Annotated in this window: 17 protein-coding genes and 3 pseudogenes; 8 read left to right on the top strand and 12 right to left on the bottom strand. The window is 69.9% G+C overall.

Annotation, left to right across the window (positions count from 1 at the left end; translation table 11 throughout):
* The 7 genes and pseudogenes from BBK82_RS28455 to BBK82_RS56810 form a co-directional block, all read right to left on the bottom strand.
* Complete coding sequence (locus tag BBK82_RS28455) at positions 1-846, bottom strand: 3-hydroxyacyl-CoA dehydrogenase NAD-binding domain-containing protein (protein WP_065917737.1); 846 nt, start codon at positions 844-846, stop codon at positions 1-3.
* Positions 843-1,562 (bottom strand): acetoacetate decarboxylase, encoded by a 720-nt coding sequence (locus BBK82_RS28450; RefSeq protein WP_065921421.1) that lies wholly within the window; start codon positions 1,560-1,562, stop codon positions 843-845. Before BBK82_RS28450 ends, BBK82_RS28455 begins: the two co-directional genes overlap by 4 nt.
* 2 nt (positions 1,563-1,564) lie before the next feature.
* The gene (locus BBK82_RS28445) at positions 1,565-2,308 is read right to left on the bottom strand and encodes a crotonase/enoyl-CoA hydratase family protein (protein WP_065917736.1); all 744 of its coding nucleotides are present in this window, start codon (positions 2,306-2,308) and stop codon (positions 1,565-1,567) included.
* Positions 2,305-3,453, bottom strand: a complete 1,149-nt coding sequence (locus BBK82_RS28440; protein ID WP_179953708.1) for a CaiB/BaiF CoA transferase family protein — start codon at positions 3,451-3,453, stop codon at positions 2,305-2,307. Before BBK82_RS28440 ends, BBK82_RS28445 begins: the two co-directional genes overlap by 4 nt.
* A gap of 103 nt (positions 3,454-3,556) precedes the next feature.
* The gene (locus BBK82_RS28435; protein WP_065917735.1) at positions 3,557-4,462 is read right to left on the bottom strand and encodes a LysR family transcriptional regulator; all 906 of its coding nucleotides are present in this window, start codon (positions 4,460-4,462) and stop codon (positions 3,557-3,559) included.
* 35 nt (positions 4,463-4,497) lie between these two features.
* Positions 4,498-7,029 (bottom strand): annotated as a pseudogene (locus BBK82_RS28430) (ATP-binding protein); the annotation flags it as partial.
* A 90-nt stretch (positions 7,030-7,119) separates the two neighbouring features.
* Positions 7,120-7,170: pseudogene (locus tag BBK82_RS56810) on the bottom strand (hypothetical protein); the annotation flags it as partial.
* Positions 7,171-7,351: 181 nt separating this feature from the next.
* Here BBK82_RS56810 and BBK82_RS28425 point away from each other — a divergent pair.
* The 3 genes from BBK82_RS28425 to BBK82_RS28415 are packed head-to-tail and all read left to right on the top strand — an operon-like array spanning position 7,352 to position 9,493.
* On the top strand, positions 7,352-8,461 hold the full coding sequence (locus tag BBK82_RS28425) for a hypothetical protein (RefSeq protein ID WP_154697551.1): 1,110 nt from the start codon (positions 7,352-7,354) through the stop codon (positions 8,459-8,461).
* The gene (locus BBK82_RS28420) at positions 8,440-8,973 is read left to right on the top strand and encodes a C39 family peptidase (protein ID WP_065917732.1); all 534 of its coding nucleotides are present in this window, start codon (positions 8,440-8,442) and stop codon (positions 8,971-8,973) included. Before BBK82_RS28425 ends, BBK82_RS28420 begins: the two co-directional genes overlap by 22 nt.
* 58 nt (positions 8,974-9,031) lie before the next feature.
* Positions 9,032-9,493, top strand: a complete 462-nt coding sequence (locus tag BBK82_RS28415) for a hypothetical protein (protein ID WP_154697550.1) — start codon at positions 9,032-9,034, stop codon at positions 9,491-9,493.
* 84 nt (positions 9,494-9,577) lie between these two features.
* Here BBK82_RS28415 and BBK82_RS28410 read toward each other — a convergent pair whose 3' ends face one another.
* Positions 9,578-10,177 carry a TetR/AcrR family transcriptional regulator gene (locus BBK82_RS28410; protein WP_065917730.1) on the bottom strand — a complete coding sequence of 200 codons (600 nt, stop codon included), beginning with the start codon at positions 10,175-10,177 and terminating at the stop codon, positions 9,578-9,580.
* Positions 10,178-10,278: 101 nt separating this feature from the next.
* Here BBK82_RS28410 and BBK82_RS28405 point away from each other — a divergent pair, with 101 nt between their 5' ends.
* The 4 genes from BBK82_RS28405 to BBK82_RS28390 all read left to right on the top strand — a co-directional run bounded on the left by BBK82_RS28405 (position 10,279) and on the right by BBK82_RS28390 (position 14,710).
* Positions 10,279-11,220, top strand: coding sequence for a beta-ketoacyl-ACP synthase III (locus BBK82_RS28405; protein WP_065917729.1), 942 nt, complete (start codon positions 10,279-10,281; stop codon positions 11,218-11,220).
* 110 nt (positions 11,221-11,330) lie between these two features.
* Positions 11,331-12,650 (top strand): cytochrome P450, encoded by a 1,320-nt coding sequence (locus BBK82_RS28400; protein WP_083268204.1) that lies wholly within the window; start codon positions 11,331-11,333, stop codon positions 12,648-12,650.
* Between the two features lie 154 nt (positions 12,651-12,804).
* The gene (locus BBK82_RS52380; RefSeq protein WP_065917728.1) at positions 12,805-13,083 is read left to right on the top strand and encodes a vitamin K epoxide reductase family protein; all 279 of its coding nucleotides are present in this window, start codon (positions 12,805-12,807) and stop codon (positions 13,081-13,083) included.
* Positions 13,084-13,537: 454 nt separating this feature from the next.
* Positions 13,538-14,710: an OmpA family protein gene (locus BBK82_RS28390; protein ID WP_154697549.1), complete on the top strand. Its 1,173-nt coding sequence runs from the start codon at positions 13,538-13,540 to the stop codon at positions 14,708-14,710.
* A gap of 216 nt (positions 14,711-14,926) precedes the next feature.
* Here the strand turns inward: BBK82_RS28390 and BBK82_RS28385 are convergent, their stop codons facing one another.
* The 4 genes from BBK82_RS28385 to BBK82_RS28370 form a co-directional block, all read right to left on the bottom strand.
* On the bottom strand, positions 14,927-16,300 hold the full coding sequence (locus BBK82_RS28385; RefSeq protein WP_065917726.1) for an NAD(P)/FAD-dependent oxidoreductase: 1,374 nt from the start codon (positions 16,298-16,300) through the stop codon (positions 14,927-14,929).
* Positions 16,297-17,124 (bottom strand): 4Fe-4S domain-containing protein, encoded by an 828-nt coding sequence (locus tag BBK82_RS28380; RefSeq protein ID WP_065921418.1) that lies wholly within the window; start codon positions 17,122-17,124, stop codon positions 16,297-16,299. The genes BBK82_RS28385 and BBK82_RS28380 overlap by 4 nt, the downstream gene beginning before the upstream one ends.
* 175 nt (positions 17,125-17,299) lie before the next feature.
* The gene (locus BBK82_RS28375) at positions 17,300-18,010 is read right to left on the bottom strand and encodes a DUF4142 domain-containing protein (protein ID WP_154697548.1); all 711 of its coding nucleotides are present in this window, start codon (positions 18,008-18,010) and stop codon (positions 17,300-17,302) included.
* Positions 18,011-18,077: 67 nt separating this feature from the next.
* Positions 18,078-18,674, bottom strand: a complete 597-nt coding sequence (locus BBK82_RS28370; protein WP_083268201.1) for a hypothetical protein — start codon at positions 18,672-18,674, stop codon at positions 18,078-18,080.
* A gap of 114 nt (positions 18,675-18,788) precedes the next feature.
* Here BBK82_RS28370 and BBK82_RS28365 point away from each other — a divergent pair.
* A pseudogene (locus BBK82_RS28365) lies at positions 18,789-19,346 on the top strand (sigma-70 family RNA polymerase sigma factor); the annotation flags it as partial.
* Between the last annotated feature and the right edge of the window lie 26 nt (positions 19,347-19,372).

Here is a 19,372-nt window from a genome sequence, read left to right as displayed (position 1 = left end):
TCAGTTCTCCTCCACTGCGGTCAGAACGGCGAGCTGCTTGCGGTCGCGCGCCTCGGCCAGCGCCGAGTACGTGGAGGAGCCGTAAGCGTCTTCCACGGCCCTGATGAGCCGTTCGGGATCTGGCGACGGGGTGCCGAGCCGCAAGCCCTGCATGGACTTGCCGATGTGCTCGGCGAGGTGCCGGTACCCGCCGGGGCCACCGCCGAGGTGGGCACCGAGGAACGGGCCGACGGTCGCCCAGCGGATGCCGAGCGAGCTAGTCACGACGGTGTCGAGGTCCTGCGGCGTCACCACACCCTGTTCGACGAGGTAGGCGGCCTCGCGGGAGAGCGCGGCCTGCAGGCGGTTGCCGACGAACCCAGGGATCTCCTTGCGTTCCACGACCGGTGTGCGGCCGAGCGAGCGGTAGAACGCGACGGCCCTGTCCACCGACTCCTCGCTCGTCTGCTCGCCGGGCACGACCTCGACCAGCGGGATCACGTGCGGCGGGTTGAACGGGTGTCCGATCAGGACGCGCGAACCGTCGATGCCCCTGGTGAACGCCGTGGACGGGATCGCGGACGACGAGCTCAGCAGCAGGGCGTGCGCCGGGGCCTCGCGGACGAGCTCGGCGAACAGGGTCTTCTTGAACTCCAGGTCCTCCGGGCCGTTCTCCTGCACGAAGTCCGCGTCCCGCACGGCTTCGGCGACGCTCGGTGCGACCTCGACGCCGTCCGGGACGACCAGGTCGGCGCGGGGGTCCGCGACGCGCACGGTCAGGCCGTGCTCGGCGAACAGCCGGGCCCACGACAGGCCGATGACCCCTGCCCCGACGACTGCGACTGTGGCGTTCTTCCCCGGCGTCATGCTTCCTCCAAGTAGTCGTGAACCGGCTTGGCGGGAGCGAGCGTCAGGTCGGTGATGATGTGGCTGGCGGACACGACCTCCAGCACGGGGAGGTCGGCGAGCGGCGCGAGGACGTGCTGGAACAGCTGCAACCGCGCCGGGCCGGTGTAGGCGGCCTTGACCACGAGGTCCGTGATCCGCGTGCGCACGAGCTCTTGGACCCGCGGCGTTCCGTCATAGTCTGGGATGGTCTTCAGCATGAAGGTTGGAACCGTGATCTCCGCCTCAGCCTGACGGGTGTCCAGTTCGAACTGTTTGTAACCCATGGTCGCGGTCGCCACCCGAACGGTGCCGTAATTCAACGTCCCGACCAGCGCGCCGTGGTCGGCGTAGAGCGACGGCGAGCCCATCACCTTCGGGTAGGCGCTCACCTCGCGGCCGGACGCGGTGGCGGCGAAGCTGTCGAGGTACATCGCGTGCAGGTACTCGCCGCGTTCGCCGTCGAACGTCACCTGGACGGCCTGCCCGGCCTCGGTGTACGGGCCGTAGCCGGTGACGTCGGTCATCTTCATGACCTCGAACCGGACCAGCGGCTCGTCGACCTCCAGCGGCCGCGGCACGACGGCGCGCACGGCGTCGGGATCGGTGCGGTAGACGATGTTCAGGTACTCGCGGTCGAAGAACCGGGGCTGCACGGCGGGAAACGCCGGTGCGCTCAGCGGTGTGACACCCAGCATGTTCACTTTCCTGTCCACTGTGGAGCACGGCGTTCGGCGAACGCGGTCATGCCCTCGCGCACGTCGGCGGTGCTCATCAACTTCGCGCTCTCGGTGCGCTGGGCGGCCCAGGGATCCTGGGAGCGCACGACCTCCTTGACGGCGGCGAGCGCCAGCGGGGCGTTCAGGGCGATCTGTTCCGCCAGCTGCAACGCGATCGCGGCAGCCTCGCCGGTGGGCACGACCCTGTTGGCGATGCCGAGCTCCCCCGCGCGAACGCCGTCGACCGGCTCGCCGGTCAGCAGGATCTCCATCGCGAGGTGGTGCGGGATGCGCCGGGGCAGGCGGACGACTCCCCCGCCCGCGGCGATCAGGCCGCGCTTGACCTCGGGCAGCCCGAACCGCGCGTCCTGCGCGGCGACGACCAGGTCGCAGCCCAGGGCCAGCTCGAACCCACCGCCCAGCGCGAACCCCTCGACCGCGGCGATCATCGGCTTGGTCAGCCGGGCCTCCGTGAGACCGCCGAGGCCGCGGTCACCGACGACCGGCGACTCGCCCTTCAGCGCGGCCTTGAGGTCCATGCCCGCGCTGAACGTGCCACCTGCGCCGGTCAGCACGCCCACCCGCAGGCCGGGAGTTGCCTCCAGCTCGTCCAGCGCGGCGGCGAGCTTCGTCGCGACGGCCGCGTTCACGGCGTTGCGCGCCTCGGGACGGTCGATCGTGATCAGCAGCGCCGATCCGACGCGTTCGGTGCGAACCTCGTTCATGCCAGCTCCTCCAGCACTTCTGCGGTGTCCTGGCCGGGCACGGGTGCCAGCCGCCGGACGGTGGCGGGGGTCGCGGAGAACCGGACCGGGATGCCGATCGAGCGGACCAGCCCCTCGGTCGGGTGCCGCACGGTGTCGAGGAGGTGGCCCTCGCGCACGTACTCGTCCTCGTGCGCCCGGTCGAGCTCCAGCACCGGCCCGAACGGGATGCTGTGCTTGCCGCACACCTCGGCCCACTCGGCGGTGGTCAGCGCGGCGGCGCACTCGTCGGCCAGGCCCATCAGGTCGTCGCTGTCACCGGGGTCGATCCGCTCACCGGCCACGCGCGGGTCCTCGACCAGGTCGGGACGTCCGGCCGCGGCGAAGAAGTCGCGGAAGTTCTGCGGGGTGTACGGGACGACACAGGCCAAGCCGTCCTTCGTGTGCACGGCGTGATGCCCCTTGGCCATCGACAGCGTGAAGCCGGTCGGGCCCTCCTCCGGCACGAACGCGTGGCCCGACAGGTGCTCGACCAGGTTGAACGCGATCAGCGTGTCCGCCATCGGGACCTCGACCCGCTGCCCCTGGCCGGTGCGGTTCCGGTGCACGAGCGCGGCGAGCACGCTGTAGGCGATGGTCAGCGACGACACCTTGTCGCCGAGGATCGTCGGCAGGTAGACGGGCCGGCCCAGGGCCCGGTTCGCGATGTCGACCAGCCCGGACGCGCCCTGGATCGTCTCGTCGTAGGCGGCGGTGCCGGCGCGGTCGGAGTCGCCGCGGAAGCCCTGCGCGTGGGCGTAGACGAGACCGGGGTTGCGCTCGGCCACGTCGGCGTAGTCGAGGCCGAGCCTGCTCAGCGCGCCTGGCCGCATGTTGGTGATCAGCACGTCGGCGGTGTCGATCAGCTTGAGCGCGCGTTCGCGACCGGTCTCGTCCTTGAGGTTCAACGCGATGCTGCGCTTGTTGCGGTTGACGTTGAGGCTGAGCGGCGTCATGCCGGGGGTGGTGCGGTGGCGGCCGTTGCGCACGGTGTCGGCCGGTGACTCGATCTTGATCACGTCGGCGCCGAGGTCTCCGAGGATCTGGGCCGCGTACGGGCCCATGACCACGGTCGAGAGGTCGATCACCCGCACGCCGTCCAACGGACCGGTGGTGATGTCCTGCATCGTTCGTCCTTTCGAAGTTCCTGCACAACCGAAGTTAGTGCGGGTTCTCCGGAAAGGGAACGATCATGTCGCTCGCAATGGCATGACCACAGCGGTCATACCATTACCTGGCGATCGGTTCGGCGAACACGTCTTTTGCTTCTTGGACGATTTCCTTGAGGTCGCCTTCGCGACGGTCTTGCCGCCACAGCAGGCCGGTGTCGAGCTGGGCGCGGAAGTCCGCGAACGGCAGGACCACCATGTTGTCCAGCTGGTAGCCGCGCATCGAGCTCTCCTCGTCGAGCATCGAGACGGAGAACGCGAGTCCGCCGGACACCAGTTCACTGACCCCGCTGTAGCCGGTGTTCGTGAGCTGGATGCGTTTTCTGATGCCCAGCTCGTGCAACTGCGCGTCGAGCTGCTCGAAATACGACGGCATTGTTTCCTCGGGTGGGCGCGCATAGGCGAGATCGGTCAGTTCGGCCAGTTTGACGGATTTGTGCCCGGCGAACCGGTCGGCCGGGACGACCGCGCCGAGCCGTTCCGACATCACGTGCACCGTGTCGAGCGCGGCCTCCTGCACCGGCAGCCTGGCCAGGGTGAGCGCGAGCCTGCCGTCCTTGACCGCCTCGACGAGGTCCGTGCTCGACCCGGGCCACCGCTTGAGCTCGAACCGCTCGCGCACCCGGTCGGCGAGCACGGTGACGCGTTCCCGCAGCGCCGGGTGCACGCCCGCCGGCATGCCGACGAACACGGTCCCGCGTTCCGGTTTGGTCGCCTGGTCGAGCCGCCACCGGATCGACCCGACCCGGTCGAGCACGTCCCGCGCGATGGGCAGCAGGGCCGTGCCGGCGGGTGTCAGCGCCACGTGGTGGGTGCTGCGGTCGAACAGCTGCTCGCCGAGCTCGTGCTCGAGGTCCTTGATCCGCTGGCTCAGCGGCGAGGCGGCCATGTGCAGCTTCCGCGCGGCGGCCGAGAAGTTGAGCTCCTCGGCGACCGCGACGAAGTACCTGAGGTGCAGCAGTTCCACGGATCCCAGACTAGGCCGTTCGGCCCAGAACTCGGTCAGCCGTCCAGTGCCGCCAGCTTGCGCGCCGCCTCCGACTCGCCCCACCGGAACCCGATCCGCCGCGACAGCTCCCCCGCCTCCACGTACGACTCCCGCGCCGCCTCCGCGCGCCCGGCCAGCTCGTGCACGCTGCCCCGGTCCAGCAGCACCCCGGCCTCGATCTGCCGGTCCCCCACCGAACGAGCCAACGCCAGCGCCTCCGCGGCCAGCTCCAGCGCCCGGTCCAAGGACCCCAGCTGGCGGTGCGCGTCGGCCATGTTCGCGAGCGCGTGCAGCTCGCCCGAGCGGTCGCCGCAGGCGCGGAACGTCCGCAAAGTCTCCTCGTAGCAGGCCAGAGCGGCCGGCAGGTCACCCAGCGCCGCGTGCACCAGGCCGAGGTTCGTGCGGACGTAGGCCGCGCCCTGCGAGTCGGACAGCTCCTCCCGCAACGCCAGCGAAGCGCCCAAAGAGGACAGCGCCGCGGGCAGGTCCCTCCGGCGCCAGTGCACGATGCCCAGGTTGTTCAGGGTCACCGCCTCGAGCTGCAGGTCGTGCAACGACCGCGCCAGCGACAACGCCTCGGTCCAGTGCGACAAGGCCTCCGCGAACCGGAACCCGCGCTCGCAGGCCGCGCCGAGCTCCTTCAACGCCAGCGCTTCCGCACGCACGTCGCCCAACGACCGTGCTGCCTCCAGGGCCAGCACGTTCAACGCCGCCCAGTCCGCCACCTCCGAGCGCCGCCGGAAGTACCACGACAGGCCCGCGGCGAAGGCGATGGTGTCGGCGGGGGAAGCCTGGTGGGCGGCGGCGATCAGGTTGTCGCGCTCCTCGGCCAGCCACAGGTCCGAAGGGGTGTCTCCCAACGCCTCCAGGTAGTGCTTGTGCAGGCGTTCCAGCGCGAGTGCGCGTTCGGCCGACGATTCCGAGGCGCGGCAGCGTTCGCGGGCGAAGAGCCGCAGCAGGTCGTGCAACGCGAACCGGCCCGGCACCGGTTCCTCGACCAGGTGCGCGTCGGCCAGTTCGGCCAGCACCTCCTCGACGTCCGGCACGTCGGTCAACGCCCGCGCCGCCGCCACCGAGAAGTCCGGGCCGTCCAGCAGGCCCAGCAACCGGAAAACCCGTGCCACAGCTGCAGAACCCAGTTCGGCGTAGCTCACGGCGAAGGCCGACCGCACCGCCACGTCACCCAGCCGCAGCTCGTCCAGCCGCCGGGTCTCGTCGGCCAGCCGCGCGGCCAGCAGCCCGGCTGTCCACTGTGGACGAGCCGCCAGCCGGGCGCCCGCGATCCGCAACGCCAGCGGCAACCCGCCGCACCAGCGCACCAGCTCGGCCGCGTCGCCGACCGGACCGGCCACCCCGCACAACAGCTGGGTCGCCTCGTCGAGCGGCAACGCGCCGAGCCGGACGTAGGAGGCACCCGACAACGACGTCAGCGGGCGGCGGGACGTGATCAGCACGGCCGAACCGGGCCCGGTCGGCAGCAGGCGCTTGACCTGGCCCGCGGTGGCGACGTTGTCCAGCACCACGAGCAGCCGCCGGCCCGCGGTGAGCGAGCGGTAGCGCAACGCCTCCTCGTCGCCCGGACTCTCCCCCAGCGCCCGCAGGAACTGGCTGAGCACCCGGTCCGAGGCGCCGTCGGACAGGTCGGCGTAGAGCTGGCCGTCCGGGAAGGCCCCCGCGATCTCGTGCGCCGCCCGCACCGCCAGCGCGGACTTGCCGATGCCCGCCTGCCCGGTGACCACGCAGACCGCGACCCGGTCCGGCCGCGGCTGCGAACGGATCAGCGCCAGCTCGCGCGACCGGCCCGCGAACGTCACCACGTCCGGCGGCAGTTGACGAACCGCCTGCGTGCCAACGGGTTTCGCTCGCAACAGCTCGGCCTGCAACCGCCGCAGCGACTCCCCCGGCTCGACCCCGAGCTCGTCAGCCAGCACCGCGCGGCACTCCTGGTACGCCGCCAGCGCCTCGGCCGGCCGCCCGGCCCGGTGCAGCGCCAGCATCTGCTGCTCGCGCAGGCGTTCGTGCAACGGGTGCTCGCGCGACGACCTCGACGTGCCCCAGGTCCAGCTCCGCCTCCGCGCACTCGACCCGCGCCGCCAGCCGCAGCTCCTCCAGCTGCGCGACCACCCCGCGCAACAGCCCGGACGCGGCCAGGTCCGCCAGTGCGGGCCCGCGCCACAACGCCAGCGCCTCCCGGTAGCGCTGCGGCGTCCGTTCCCGCCGCGCCGCCCGGTGCAGCGCCAGCATCTGCTGCTCGCGCAGGCGTTCGTGCAACGGGTGCTCGCGCACCCACTCCGACAGGTCCGCGACGACCTCGACGTGCCGCCCCAGGTCCAGCTCCGCCTCCGCACTCGACCCGCGCCGCCAGCCCAGCTCCCCAGCTGCGCGACCACCCCGCGCAACAGCCCGGACGCGGCCAGGTCCGCCAGTGCGGGCCCGCGCCACAACGCCAGCGCCTCCCGGTAGCGCTGCGGCGTCCGTTCCCGCCGCGCCACCTCCAGCAGCTCCGCGAACCGGGTCAGGTCCAGCTCGGCGGGGTCGATCGACATCAGGTAGCCGGGCGCCCGCGACAGCAGCCGCGAGCCCACGACCTTGCGGAGCTGGTAGACGTACACCTGGAGGTTCTTCACCGCCGTCTTGGGCGGCGCGTCGTCCCACAGCACGCTGATCAACCGGTCGACCGAGATCACCCGCCCGGCCTGCGCGAGCAGCAACGCGAGCACGGCCCGTTGCTTGGGCGGGCCCAGGCTCAGGCGCGCGCCGTCGTCGGCGTAGCACTCCACCGGCCCCAGCACCCGGAACTCCACAACGCCTGATCGTAACTACCGGACGCATACCGGACACATGCCACGCGCCGCGACCTTGGTCCACATGAAGAAAACCTCGCTTGTCGTGGCGGCGGCAGCACTGTGCGCCGTGACCGCAACGCCCGTCCAGGCCGTCGAGCCCTACTCCGAGAGCCCCGCCACCGCGAAGGCGGTCAAGTCCGGCAACGGGTACGACGTGGTCGTCGGTGGCGCGAAGAGAGCCACCGTGAAGGTCACCGACCCCGCCTACTCGGTCCGCACGACCTCCAGCGCCGACGGCGAGCTGGCCGCCGTGATCACCGACTTCGACGGAACGCACGGCGCCCGCCTGCAGACCGTCGACCGCTACGGCAAGACCCGCCACATCGCGTCCGGCGCGATCACCAGCGCCGTCTTCCACGGCACCGAACTGGCCTACGTCAGCGCCAACGACGTGCACGTGGGCGGCAAGGTGATCGGCCGTCTCCCCGGCCGCGCCCCCGAGCTGCTCGGCTTCACCTCCGACGGCACCGGCCTGCTCGCCGTGCAGCACCCCGACGTGCAGACCGACGAGACCTACGTCGGCACGCTCAGCCGAGTCGACCTCAAGACCGGCGCCGTCAAGCCGCTCATCGCGAGCGACAAGACCACGCTGTACCGCGACTTCAAGCTCGTCGACGTCAACGGCGAGCGCCACGTGAGCTACATCAAGAACAACGAGATCTACCGCTGCGGCTCCGACGACCCGCAGTGGCTCGGGCTCGCCACCGAGCACGGCGAGACCAAGCAGCTCATCGGTGAGACGAAGCACCACTACCGCAGCGCGGTGTGGAGCTCCGACGGCGCGAAGGTCGCCTACGAGCTGATGGGGTGCGTCACGGACAAGAAGCTCGGCCCCGGCCAGCTCGACGCGGTCAGCGGCGTCTACGTCCAGGACCTCGCCACGAAGAAGGCCGACCGGGTCGTCGACGGCCTGTCGTTCACCCACGCGCTCAGCGGCGTCGACGACGGCACCGCGGTCATCGGCTCGCCGGAACGGGGCTACCGCAAGGCATCCGGTGAGACCGCCGCCGTGCTGGACAGCCGCCAGGTCACCGCGATGGGCCGGATCAACCGCGCCGAGTTCATCCACCAGCTGTGGGACACCCGTGACGACTTCCACGGCGGTTCGTCGTGCGGGCCGACAGCGCGGTGATCGACCTCGTGACCTACCAGCTGCCCAACCAGTTCCCGGTCAACGTGTCCAGCCCGGCACCGCACGTCTCGAAGTGGGGCCGCTACATCACCGACGAGTTCAGCAACCGCGGCACCACGTTCAACCGCACGCAGAACGACTGGACGCGCACCGGCGCGTTCAAGGGCGCGCACGGCTGGATCACCGGCTACCACTGCAGCGGGACCCCGGCCCGCCCGTGCGCCTCATGGGAGGCCGAGCGCGACTTCCTCGCCCGCAACGGCGCGGCGGTGCAGCAGGGCATGTTCACCGCGGCGCAGGTCCGCGCGTTCCTCGACCAGGGCAAGTTCGTGATCATGAGCGGCCGCTGGGGCTCCACCGCCGGCCACCTCTCGGTCGTCATCGGCTACGCGGACGACGGCACGTTCTGGGTGCACGACACCTACGGCGCGGGCACGGACGGCAGCTGGGACGGCGCCCAGCAGAACTACACGTGGGGCTACATCGCACCCGCCCAGATGTGGGCCGCCTAGAACTCCCAGGTAGCAAGTACTTGACGTCAGCCGTCAAGTACTTGCTATCGTCTGTCAAGTGAGCACTCAGGAGGAGCTGGAGCTGCGGGCCGACCTGATCCGGCTGGTGACCAGCCGGCTGCTCGACCCGCTGGAGATCCTGCTGCCCACGGCCGACCTCGACGAGCTGCACGACCAGGTCCACGAGGACGCCAAGACGTGGGCGGAACAGCTGCTGGGCCCCAACGACGTCCAGGCGAAGTTCCTGGCGATCCGGCTGATCGCCGTGCTCCACCCCGGCGACACGCCGTTCGACCCGCCGGAAGACTGGTGGGCCACTCCTCTGGGCCGGGTCGCCGCGCGCAGGGCGGGCCACCCCAGCCGGCAGCACGTGTCGTTCGGGGTGGCCGGGGCGATGCTCGGGATCACCCGCCAAGGCGTGCACGACCTGGTGAACCGCGGCAAGCTGGAGCGCCACCCGGACGGCGGCGTGACGGTCGAGTCGATCCAGATCCGGCTCAGCCAGCGGAGGGACACGTGAGGACCGCGACGCACGGCGGCGAGCCGGGCTGTCCACCTGGACTGGCACCGGTCCGCGACCTGAAGGCCGCGGTCGTGGACGAGTTCACCGCCGGAACAACCGCTCCAGCGCCCTGCGTGCCCTGGCCGGCGCCGCGGCGTCCTTCTCCAGCTGCAGGAAGTGGTTGAGCGCCAGCATGATCCCGAGCAGCTCGTAGATCATCTGCTCGACGTCGGTGTCCGGCGGCAGGTCCCCGTCGGACACCGCGCGCCGGATGTGGATGCGCAGGTCGCGTCGCCACAACGCGTTCATGCCGGCCAGCGCGTCGCGGACCGGGCCGCTGCGGCCGTCGAACTCGGCCGTCGCCGCGGTGAAGAAGCAGCCGCCGGGCAGCACGTTGCGTTCCAGGTAGGACACCCACGCCTCGCAGACGTCCTTGAGCCGCCGCAGCCCGGACGGCAGCTGCTTGACGCGCCTGGGCACCTCGCGCAGGAACACCTCCGCCGCCGCGTCGACCACGGCCAGCTGCAGGGTCTCCTTGGTGCCGAAGTGGCCGAGCAGCCCGGCCTTGCTCATCCCCAGCTCGGTCGCGAGCCTGCCGATCGTCAGTCCCTCCAGCCCTTCCTGCGACGCGATCGCCAGGCTGTGGCCGAGGATGCGCTGCCGCGTCTCGCGGGTGTCGGCGGCGGATCGGCGCGGGCTCACGCCGTGATGATAGCCGCGGCCGACGTGATCACAGACCCTTTAGCTACCGACCGATCGGTTGCTATATTCCCCGGCGACCCGCCTGGCTGAAGGAGCAGACCTTGTCCGGATCCCGTGTTGTCGCGTTCGGCCATCACCAGCCCGAACGGGTGCTGAGCAACGCCGACCTGGAGCAGATGGTCGACACGAACGACGCGTGGATCCTGCAGCGCACCGGCATCGCCACGCGCCGGATCGCCGACGACGAGTCCGTGGCGGACATGGCGGCCGCCGCCGCGGCCAAGGCGCTCGCGGCGTCCGGCGTCCCGGCCGGTGAGATCGGCCAGGTGATCGTCGCCACGTGTTCCGCAATCGACCGCAGCCCGTCGACCGCCGCCCAGGTCGCCGCACGGCTCGGCATCCCCGCCGCCGTCGTGTTCGACCTCAACAACGCGTGCGCCGGCTTCTGCACCGCGCTCGCCACCGCCGACCACACGATCCGCGCCGGTGCCGCGAAGCACGCGCTGGTCATCGGCGCCGAGAAGATGTCCGACCTGGTCGACTGGACCGACCGCAGCTCGTGCATCCTGCTCGGCGACGGCGCCGGTGCCGCTGTGATCAGCGCCTCGGACGACGCGGCGGTCGGCCCGGTCGTCTGGGGGTCGGACCCCACCCGGAGCAACGCCGTGCGGCTCGTCGACGAGTGGCAGCCGAAGTTCGCCCAGGAGGGCCAGGCTGTGTTCCGCTGGGCAACGAGCGAACTGCCCGCTATCGCCGCGCAGGCCTGCGAGCGGGCCGGCATCGCCACCACCGACCTCGCCGCCGTCGTCACCCACCAGGCCAACCTGCGCATCATCGAGGCGCTGACCCGCAAGCTCAGCCTGCGGGATGATGTGGTGATCGCCAAGGACGTGGTCGTCTCCGGCAACACCTCGGCGGCATCCGTTCCGCTCGCTTTGTCCAAAATGGCGGAACGCGGCGAACTACCGTCCGGTGCACCGGTGTTGCTCTTCGCGTTCGGCGGCGGACTGTCCTGGGCGGGCCAGGTCGTCACCGCTCCCTGAGATCTGTCTTACCTACCTGGGTACTAGATCTCAGGTATGACGACATCCGCGCGGCGCTGTCGCTATTGTCCGTTCCCTAAGCCCCTTGCCGCTGAAGGGAAACCCGTCTCATGAAGCTGATGCTGCGGTCGGGCACCGACGTGCGCTCGCGACTGACCGAGTGGATGGGACGGCGCCTGCTCGCGCGCCTGAGCCGAACCGGTTTCGACCTCGAGTCGTCCTGGTTCGTGCCCTCGCGCGTGCTGGCCCCGCTGCGCCGCAACGGTTTGGACCCCGTGCCAGAGCTTGCGCGGATGCACGCGCACGGCCCGGTGACCAAGCTGCCACTGCCCGTGCCGGTCTGGCTCGTGACCGGCCACGAAGCCTCCAAGCAGGTGCTCGTCGACGTCGAGGCGTTCAGCAACGACTTCGGCCACCTCAAGGAGCTGGGCCTGTTCGCCGACGAGGCACCGGGCGGGCTGGGGTTCAGCGACCCGCCGGAGCACACCCGGCTGCGCAAGGTGCTGACGCCGGAGTTCACCATGCGCCGGCTGTCCCGGCTGGTGCCGCGGATCGAGGCGATCGTGAACGACCAGCTCGACCTCATGTCGATGAAGGACGGACCGGTCGACCTGGTCGAGGACTTCGCGCTGCCGGTGCCCGCGCTGACGATCTGCGAGCTGCTCGGCGTGCCGCTGAGCGAGCGCGAGGAGTTCCAGCGCCGCAGCGTGGCCCGCTTCGACCTGGCCGGCGCGGCCACCGCGTCGTTGTCGGCGGTGTCGGAGTCGATCGTCTACTTCCGCGAGCTGGTGCGGGCGCAGCGCTCCAACCCGAGCGACGGCCTGCTCGGCGAGCTGATCCGCAAGCACGGCGACGACCTCGACGACGACGAGCTCGCCGGACTCGCCGACGGCCTGCTCACCGGCGGCTTCGAGACCACGGCCAGCATGATCTCGCTCGGCACGCTCGCACTGCTGCGCGACCAGGCCCTGATGGCCCAGGTCCACGGCGACGACAAGGCGGTGAACTCGCTGGTCGACGAGCTGCTGCGGCACCACACGGTCGTACAGGTCGCGTTCCCGCGCGTCGCCCGCCGCGACGTCGACGTGGCCGGCACGCGGGTGCGCGCCGGTGACATCGTGGTGTGCTCGCTCTCCCAGGCGAACCGCGACACCGAGGTGTACTCCGACCCGAACCGCATCTGCCCGGAGCGCGCGGCCGGTCAGCACCTGGCGTTCGGCTACGGCGCCCACCGCTGCATCGGCGCGGAGCTCGCGAAGATGGAGCTGCGGATCGCCTACCCGGCGCTGGCGCGGCGGTTCCCGCAGATGCGGCTGGCGATCGAGCCGGGCGCGCTGTCGTTCCGCAAGCTCTCCATCGTCTACGGCCTGCAGTCGTTGCCGATCGACCTGGGCAGTCCGACGACGTCGGCGCACGAGCTGCTCAGCTGAGCCGCGGCGGGTCCACGCGGGCGTGCACGACCCTCGCGGTCTCCTGCCCGCGGCGCGGGCGGTCTCGTGTGCGAGGTCGCCCGCGGCTTCAGGCCGATGCCGCCGCTGAGTCCGCCGTCGAAGAGGCACTCGCCCGGAGATCGCCTTCGTCCTGGTGGCAGACTGCCTCCCGGGCCTCGCCTCCTCTCTCGTCCTGACCATCGAGAAGACCGCCCTGCTGCGCGACTCGGCTTGTGTGCCGACGTGCAGCATCAACCAGGTCCTGAGCTGCGGCTCCCCGCAGGCCGAGCTGTTCGGCTTCCCGACCCGCTGCCGGGCGTCGCGGGCTTCGCAGAGGGCGACGTCGGGCGTCGCCTTCGTGCACCGGCTGATGCACCAGAGTCTGGCGGTGATAGTCGGAGGTGCTGCGCCGATATCACAAGGGCTGTGCTGACGGTGTGGCGCTTGGGGGTTGCGGCAGCGGTGCTGGCTTCGTTCTGGGACTACTGGACCACGGTGTTGTAACGGAACATCGAGGTGCCCTCCGGCGATAGACACACGTCGTTGGAGATCGGCGGAGAGACATCTCGGTGAGAACGTCAGGTTTCAGGTGGGCGCTTGTCAGCGTGCTCGTGGGCGTGGGCTTCGTGGTGCTGTTCTACGCACTTGGGCTGGAAAACGCTGACAAGCTGTCCAGCGGCATCGGCGCTGCTTGCGGTGTTGTCGCGGTGCTCGTCAGCCTCAGTGAGAAGCGGCGGAACCGACCAGCCCGAGCCCGGCGACCAACCGCCACCGAACCTCTCGCAGAGGACGAACCGGCGGTTGACGACGAACCGGCGACCGAAGACGGAACGCACGTGCAAGCCCCCGGCACGAAACACACCTCGGGACTTCGCTCGTCCGCGAGCATGTTGCCCGTAGGCGCCGGGGCGTTCATCGCACTCGCAGGGATCATCGCGCTCCTCGCGTCGCTGATCGACAGCCAGGACGGCGGCGCGTCCTCCAAGTCCTGCGGCGGCGACACGAACGCCGTGACCCTGGCGATGTCGAATCGGCAGAACAGCCCGAAACTCGTCCGGAACGAGACGCTGGAGACGTTCCTGAAGCCCGCGCTCGACGTCCGGTTCCCCGGACCGATCAGCGCCGTGGTGCTCGACGGCTATCCGAAGCTGGTGGCAGAGCACCGCGCCAAGGCCGGTGACCCTGGCCTGCGCTACGGTCAGACCGGTCGCGAGTTCGCGCAGAAGGCGGCGGAGGTCCGCGCTGAACAGCCGGAGGCCGACGTCCTCGCGGCGCTGGACACGGCCGCGCGCGCCAACGGCTCCGGCTCCGGCCGCGGCGGTCTGGTCGTCCTGGTCGACTCCGGCCTGTCCACCACCGGGGCGGTGAGTTTCGACCAGAACACCACGATCGACGTCGAGATCCCCGAGTTGGTGCAAAGCCTCCGCGACAAGGGACACCTGCCCGACCTCACCGGCAAGGCGGTCGTGTTCGTCGGGATCGGCGAGGTCGCGCCGCCCCAGGAGAAGCTGCGACCGGCCCAGCGCCGGCATCTGACCGAGCTGTGGAAGGCCATCGCCACGGCGAGCGGTGCTTCCTGCGTCTTGGCGGTGGACCAGGTCAGCCTGGGCAACCCGCCCGACGGGCTGCCGAGGGTCCGCACGGTGCCGGTACCCGGCCCGCCACTGAGCTCCCCGAGCGAGGACAGCTTCGTGCTGGCGCTGGGCGGCGAGGCGACGTTCACACCGGACACCGCGACGCTGGTCGACAGCGAGGCCACCCGCCGCGCACTGCGTCAGGTCGTCGACGCGGCGCAGGCCGACCCGGCAAGCCGGATCACGGTCACGGGAACCACGTCCGGCAGCGGCCCCAAGGACACCCGGATCCAACTGTCGCGAGCTCGCGCGCGGACGATCGGCGACATCCTGGTCTCTTCGGGCATCGAGCGCGAGCGGTTGACGATCAACGGGGTCGGCAGCGACTTCCCCGAGTACGTGAACGACATCGACGCCAACGGGAACGTCATCCCCGGCCTGGCCCAGAAGAACAGGACCGTCAGGATCTCCATCACGCCCGGCTGACGACTGAGTGCCTGCGGCCGTCACGCAATCCGCACAGGCCGGTGTGGCGGCCCGGGAGCCCACCGAGCCGCCACACCGTTGGTGACGCACGAGGATGAGGTCGGCCCACCGGCGCGAGACGAGCGCACGCCGCGGGCGTCTGGTCCGCCACCTGGCCGCGCGGCGCGTCGGAGTCGCTCGTCGCGCTTGCCCTGTACCGGTGGGCCGACCTCAAGATCATGGCCTCGCGCGTCCTCCGCCCGAGCGCACCATCTCCGGCCTCGAGCGTGAATGCCTCCGCCGCTGCAATGGCGGGGACATCGACGACGAGACGGACGGGGGAACTGATGGTCCGCCGCGGGCGGCGACCGGTTCGGGAACCGGGATCTGGGTGGTGGGCAGAGGGGCCGGGGTTTCTTCAGCGGCTGGCTGGGTCCACACCGGACGGTTCGTGTCCACCGTGTTCTGCCGGAAGAGCTCCGGGGTCTCGGTGATGATCTTGCCGGGCTGTTCGAGGCCGACGATGCCGACGAGCTTGCCGTCGGCGATGAAGCCGGTCAGGCCGTTGACGTCGGTGGTGTCGGTGCCGAGGACGGGGAGGCCGGCGCCCTGCACGCGCATGCCGTACTGCTCGGTCCAGAACCGCGGGACCGGGGTGTACGGCTTGGCGTGCGAGCGGCCCACCAGCAGGTTCTCGGCTGCCGCGCGGCCTCCCTCGACCGCGTTGAGCCAGTGTTCGACGCGGCGGACCACGCCGTTGAAGCGCAGGTTCGGCCACCGGGCCACGTCGCCGCACGCGACGATGTTCTCGGCGCCGACCACGTGGTTGGTGGCGTCGCACAGGACGCCGTCCTCGATCACCAGGCCGGAGCCGCGCAGCCAGTCGACCGCCGGTGAGGCGCCGACGGCGAGGACGACGCACGAGGCGAAGAACACCTGACCGTCGCTCAGATGAATGCCGATGCCGCCGGGCTGGCGCACCCAGTGCTTGATGCCGACACCGGTCGCCAGGCGGACGCCGTGCTCGACGTGCGCCTCGGTGATCTTCTTGCCGATGTCGTCACCGACCACGCCGCCGAGCAGGGCGGGCGACCGGACGATCAGGGCGACGTCGCGGCCCATGTGACGGACCGAACAGGCGAGCTCGCAGCCGATGAACCCACCGCCGATGACGGCGACTAGGCCCTGCGACTGGCGGATGTTCTTGCGGATCGCGACCGCGTCGTCCAACGTCCGCAGCACGTGCACCCGCGGGTCGTGGCGCGGCGCCCCGCCCATCGCGCGGGCGTCGACGCCGGTGGCGATGATCATGCCGTCGTACTTGATCTCCTCACCGCCGGGCACCCAGACGGACTGCGTCTTCGGGTCCAGGTGCAGCGCCGGGGAGTTCAGCCGCCACTCGGCGTCGAGGTCTCCGGAGAACGACAGCAGCGAGTCGTCGGGGTGCCACTCACCGGTGATGATCTGCTTGGACAGGCACGGCCGGTGGTACGGGAGGTGCCTCTCGGCGGACAGGATGGTGATCTGCCCGTCGAAGCCCATCTCCCGCAGCCGTTCCGCGGAACGGACTCCTCCGAGTCCGCCGCCGACGACCACGATCCGTTCGCTCACTTCACTCGCTCCCTGATCTCGATCGCGCGCATCGGGCACGCGCGCTGTGCCGCCCTGGCCTGAGCGAAGTGCTCTTCCGGCGGGCGGCGGTTGTAGGTCAGGCGGTTGTCCTCGATCAGCTGGAAGACGTCCGGGGCCTCCGCCTGGCAGGTGCCGTAGCGGTGGCACTTCTCGTTGTTGACGCTGACGTCCATCGCGTCGCCCTCGCCGACGCCGGGCTCCTTGCCGCGTTCGGCTTCGAGCATGCCGATGCGCATCAGCATCTCCGGCGGCAGGAACCGCGCCAGGGCCAGCGTCGCGGTCGGGACGAGGACGGTGAGGCCGGCGAGCCAGAGAACGGACAGGTTGCCGTTCGCGATGGCGCCGAACCAGGAGTGCACCACGGTGATCGTCACCGCGATGTACGCCGTTTGGTGGAACCGCAACCACTTGCGGTAGAAGACTTTGTGCCGCATCGACGCCAGGACGGCGATCGCGATCATGACCTCGAGCCCGAGGATGCCGAGGGCGTGCCGGAACAGGCCGCCGTCGACGAAGGGCAGGACCAGCTTGATGTAGCTGAACGTTCCGTTCTGCAGCAACGTGAACGCAAAGGCGTGCACCGCACCGAACGCGATCGCGAGCGACGCGAGCACCATGTGCCCGTTCTTCAGTCCTTCACGACCGGTGAGCTTCTCGGCCCACCCCGTCGCGATGAGCACGCCCCAGGACAAGGTCGCGCACATGAAGACGTAAGCCAGCCTGGCGGAGATCTGGGCCATCTTCTTCAGGCCCGAGTCGAACTCGGACGCCTGGGCCACCAGGAGCGGGATCTGGCTGGACAACAACACTTCCTCCGAACGAGCTCCGTACGGTTGAACTCTCGCGGGAACCCGCCCGGTCCTGTCGTGCAGGAGTGGACACATCAGGGCCGGGCGGGTGGGAACAGGTCCGCGTTGGAGTGCCTCTGACCTTGGGACACCACCTCCGATTCCGTGTGCAGATCGGGGTCTTGCAGACTCACCGCACCGGTCGTCGCGGGCGGAGAACTCGGAGCAGGAGGACCGTCAGGACCACTCCCGCGGCGGTGACCGTGAGGATCACCCACATGTTCGGCCCCTCGTTCGAGGCCAGGGTCGCGTTGATGATGCCGCCGGCGGGCTGGGGCTCCGCGAACGACGCGTCGCCCGCGAGGCCGGTGCTCTCCAGCAACGTCATGTGCTTCATCACGACGTCGATGCCTGCCTGCGCGAACCCGCGGATCACGTCGTTGCGCGTTCCTGAGCGGACCTTCGCGATGAAGGGGAAGATCTGGCCGTGCGCGGCACGCAACCGGGCGACGAACGCTTGGTCGAACGCGTCACCTTCGAGCGCGTCGATCTCTTCCATCCACGACTGCTGCGTCGGGTTCGGCACGTCGGGCGTGGTCAGCCCGAACCCGGCGGCCGTCTTCTTCGTCAGCGCGTCCAGCATCATGTGGTCGAGCATGATCATCTTACCGATCTGCTTGACCCGCTCGTTCGACGCCTTGGTGGCCGTGAGCTCGCCCATGGGCATCTCCCACAGGCCTGCGAGGCGCACCCTGTTGAGCAGTTCGCGGTCGTTCGCGGTCAGCGGCCCTGACGGGGTGTCCATCACTCCCCCGGTGTCCGCGGGCTGCGCGGCAGCCGTGGCGGTCAGGCCGGAGAAGAGGAACAACATCGCAAAGACGGTGGCGAGGGCTCTGGTCATCGTCTTGTTGTCCTCGTTGTCCAAAGGAAGTCGATAGGGGGTCGATGAGTACAGGCGAGCAGTGGGCTCAGTAGCCGGGCGCTGCCGGTGGTGGCGCGGACTGCGGCGTCTGCGCCGCCCCCGAACCGGGGGGCGTGCTCGGCGTACTGCTGCTCTTGCTGTTGTTCTGCGCTTTCCCGCCGGTGATCTTGGCGCCGTTCGGGGCGGTGACCCACCACACGCCACCCTTGCCCTGGCCCTTCATGTCGCCGGCGACCTTGTCCTCGGCGAACGTGTACTGCGGCCAGCCCTGGATGGTGAGCTGCTTGGTGCCGTCGGGCCTGGTCAGGACGCCCATCGAGATCGGATCCACACCGGTCGCCATCGGCGTCTTGTCCGCGAGCACCGGCTTCCAGGCCTTCGCGCACTCGCCCTCGCAGTTCGACTTGGACGGCTTGGGGGCGTCCTTGTCGTAGCGGTACATGGGCAGGCCCTGTGCGTCGATCACGAACCACCCCATCTGCTCGGTGTTCGCGATGAAGTAGTTGTTGTGACCGCCCAGGTCAGCGGGTTTCGCCTGCAAGCCGCCCGTCGCGGCCCCTCCGGGAGGGGTCTGGGTGCTGCCACACGCGGTGAGGCTGACAGCCAGTGCCGCCAGAGCGGTGATGGCTTGACCACGTCGCATCGGCAGGTCCTTTCTCGGCTCGGGTACCGAGGAGTACGGACACGATCCGGCAACGGTTCACGAACTTCATGAGGAATATTTGCCTCTCGACTTGAGACGGTTGATAGGGCAAGGATGTCCCCCGTGGCGCGGCATAGACGTCAACGTGAGTTAGACGAACAATCACCAAGACCGGGGTCTCTCGAAGAAGAGTTGATCCGTCGGCTGTACGAGGAGTTCGGCAGCGCCCTGCTGGGACACTGCATGCGACTGACCGGCCATGATCGTCAATGGGCCGAGGACATCGTGCAGGAAACCCTGGTCAGGGCTTGGCGCAACGCCGAGAAACTCGAGCGTGACCCCGTGCTCTTGCGGTCGTGGTTGTTCACGGTGGCAAGGCGGTTGGTCATTGACGACAGACGTAAGAGAAGCGTCCGTCCGCAGGAGTTCGAACTGACCCCTTCGGACGAGTCGCCCTCTGGCGGTGAAGAGGATCGCACCCTCGCGGCGATCGTCGTCGCCGAGGCGATGAACGGTCTCTCCGAGGAGCACCGGGAGGCTATTCTCGAGACATACCTGCGGGACCGCACCGTCGGTGAGGCCGCGGCGGCACTGGGTGTGCCGCCGGGAACGGTCAAGTCGAGGGTGTACTACGCGCTGCGTGCGTTGCGGCGTGCGTTGCACGATCGGGGAGAGACGCAGATCACCTCGACGTCGCC

The organism is Lentzea guizhouensis, from assembly GCF_001701025.1.
Classification (GTDB): Bacteria; Actinomycetota; Actinomycetes; order Mycobacteriales; family Pseudonocardiaceae; genus Lentzea; species Lentzea guizhouensis.
The sequence above is the reverse complement of the archived record's forward strand: the minus strand, read 5'-3'. Positions and strand labels throughout refer to the sequence as shown.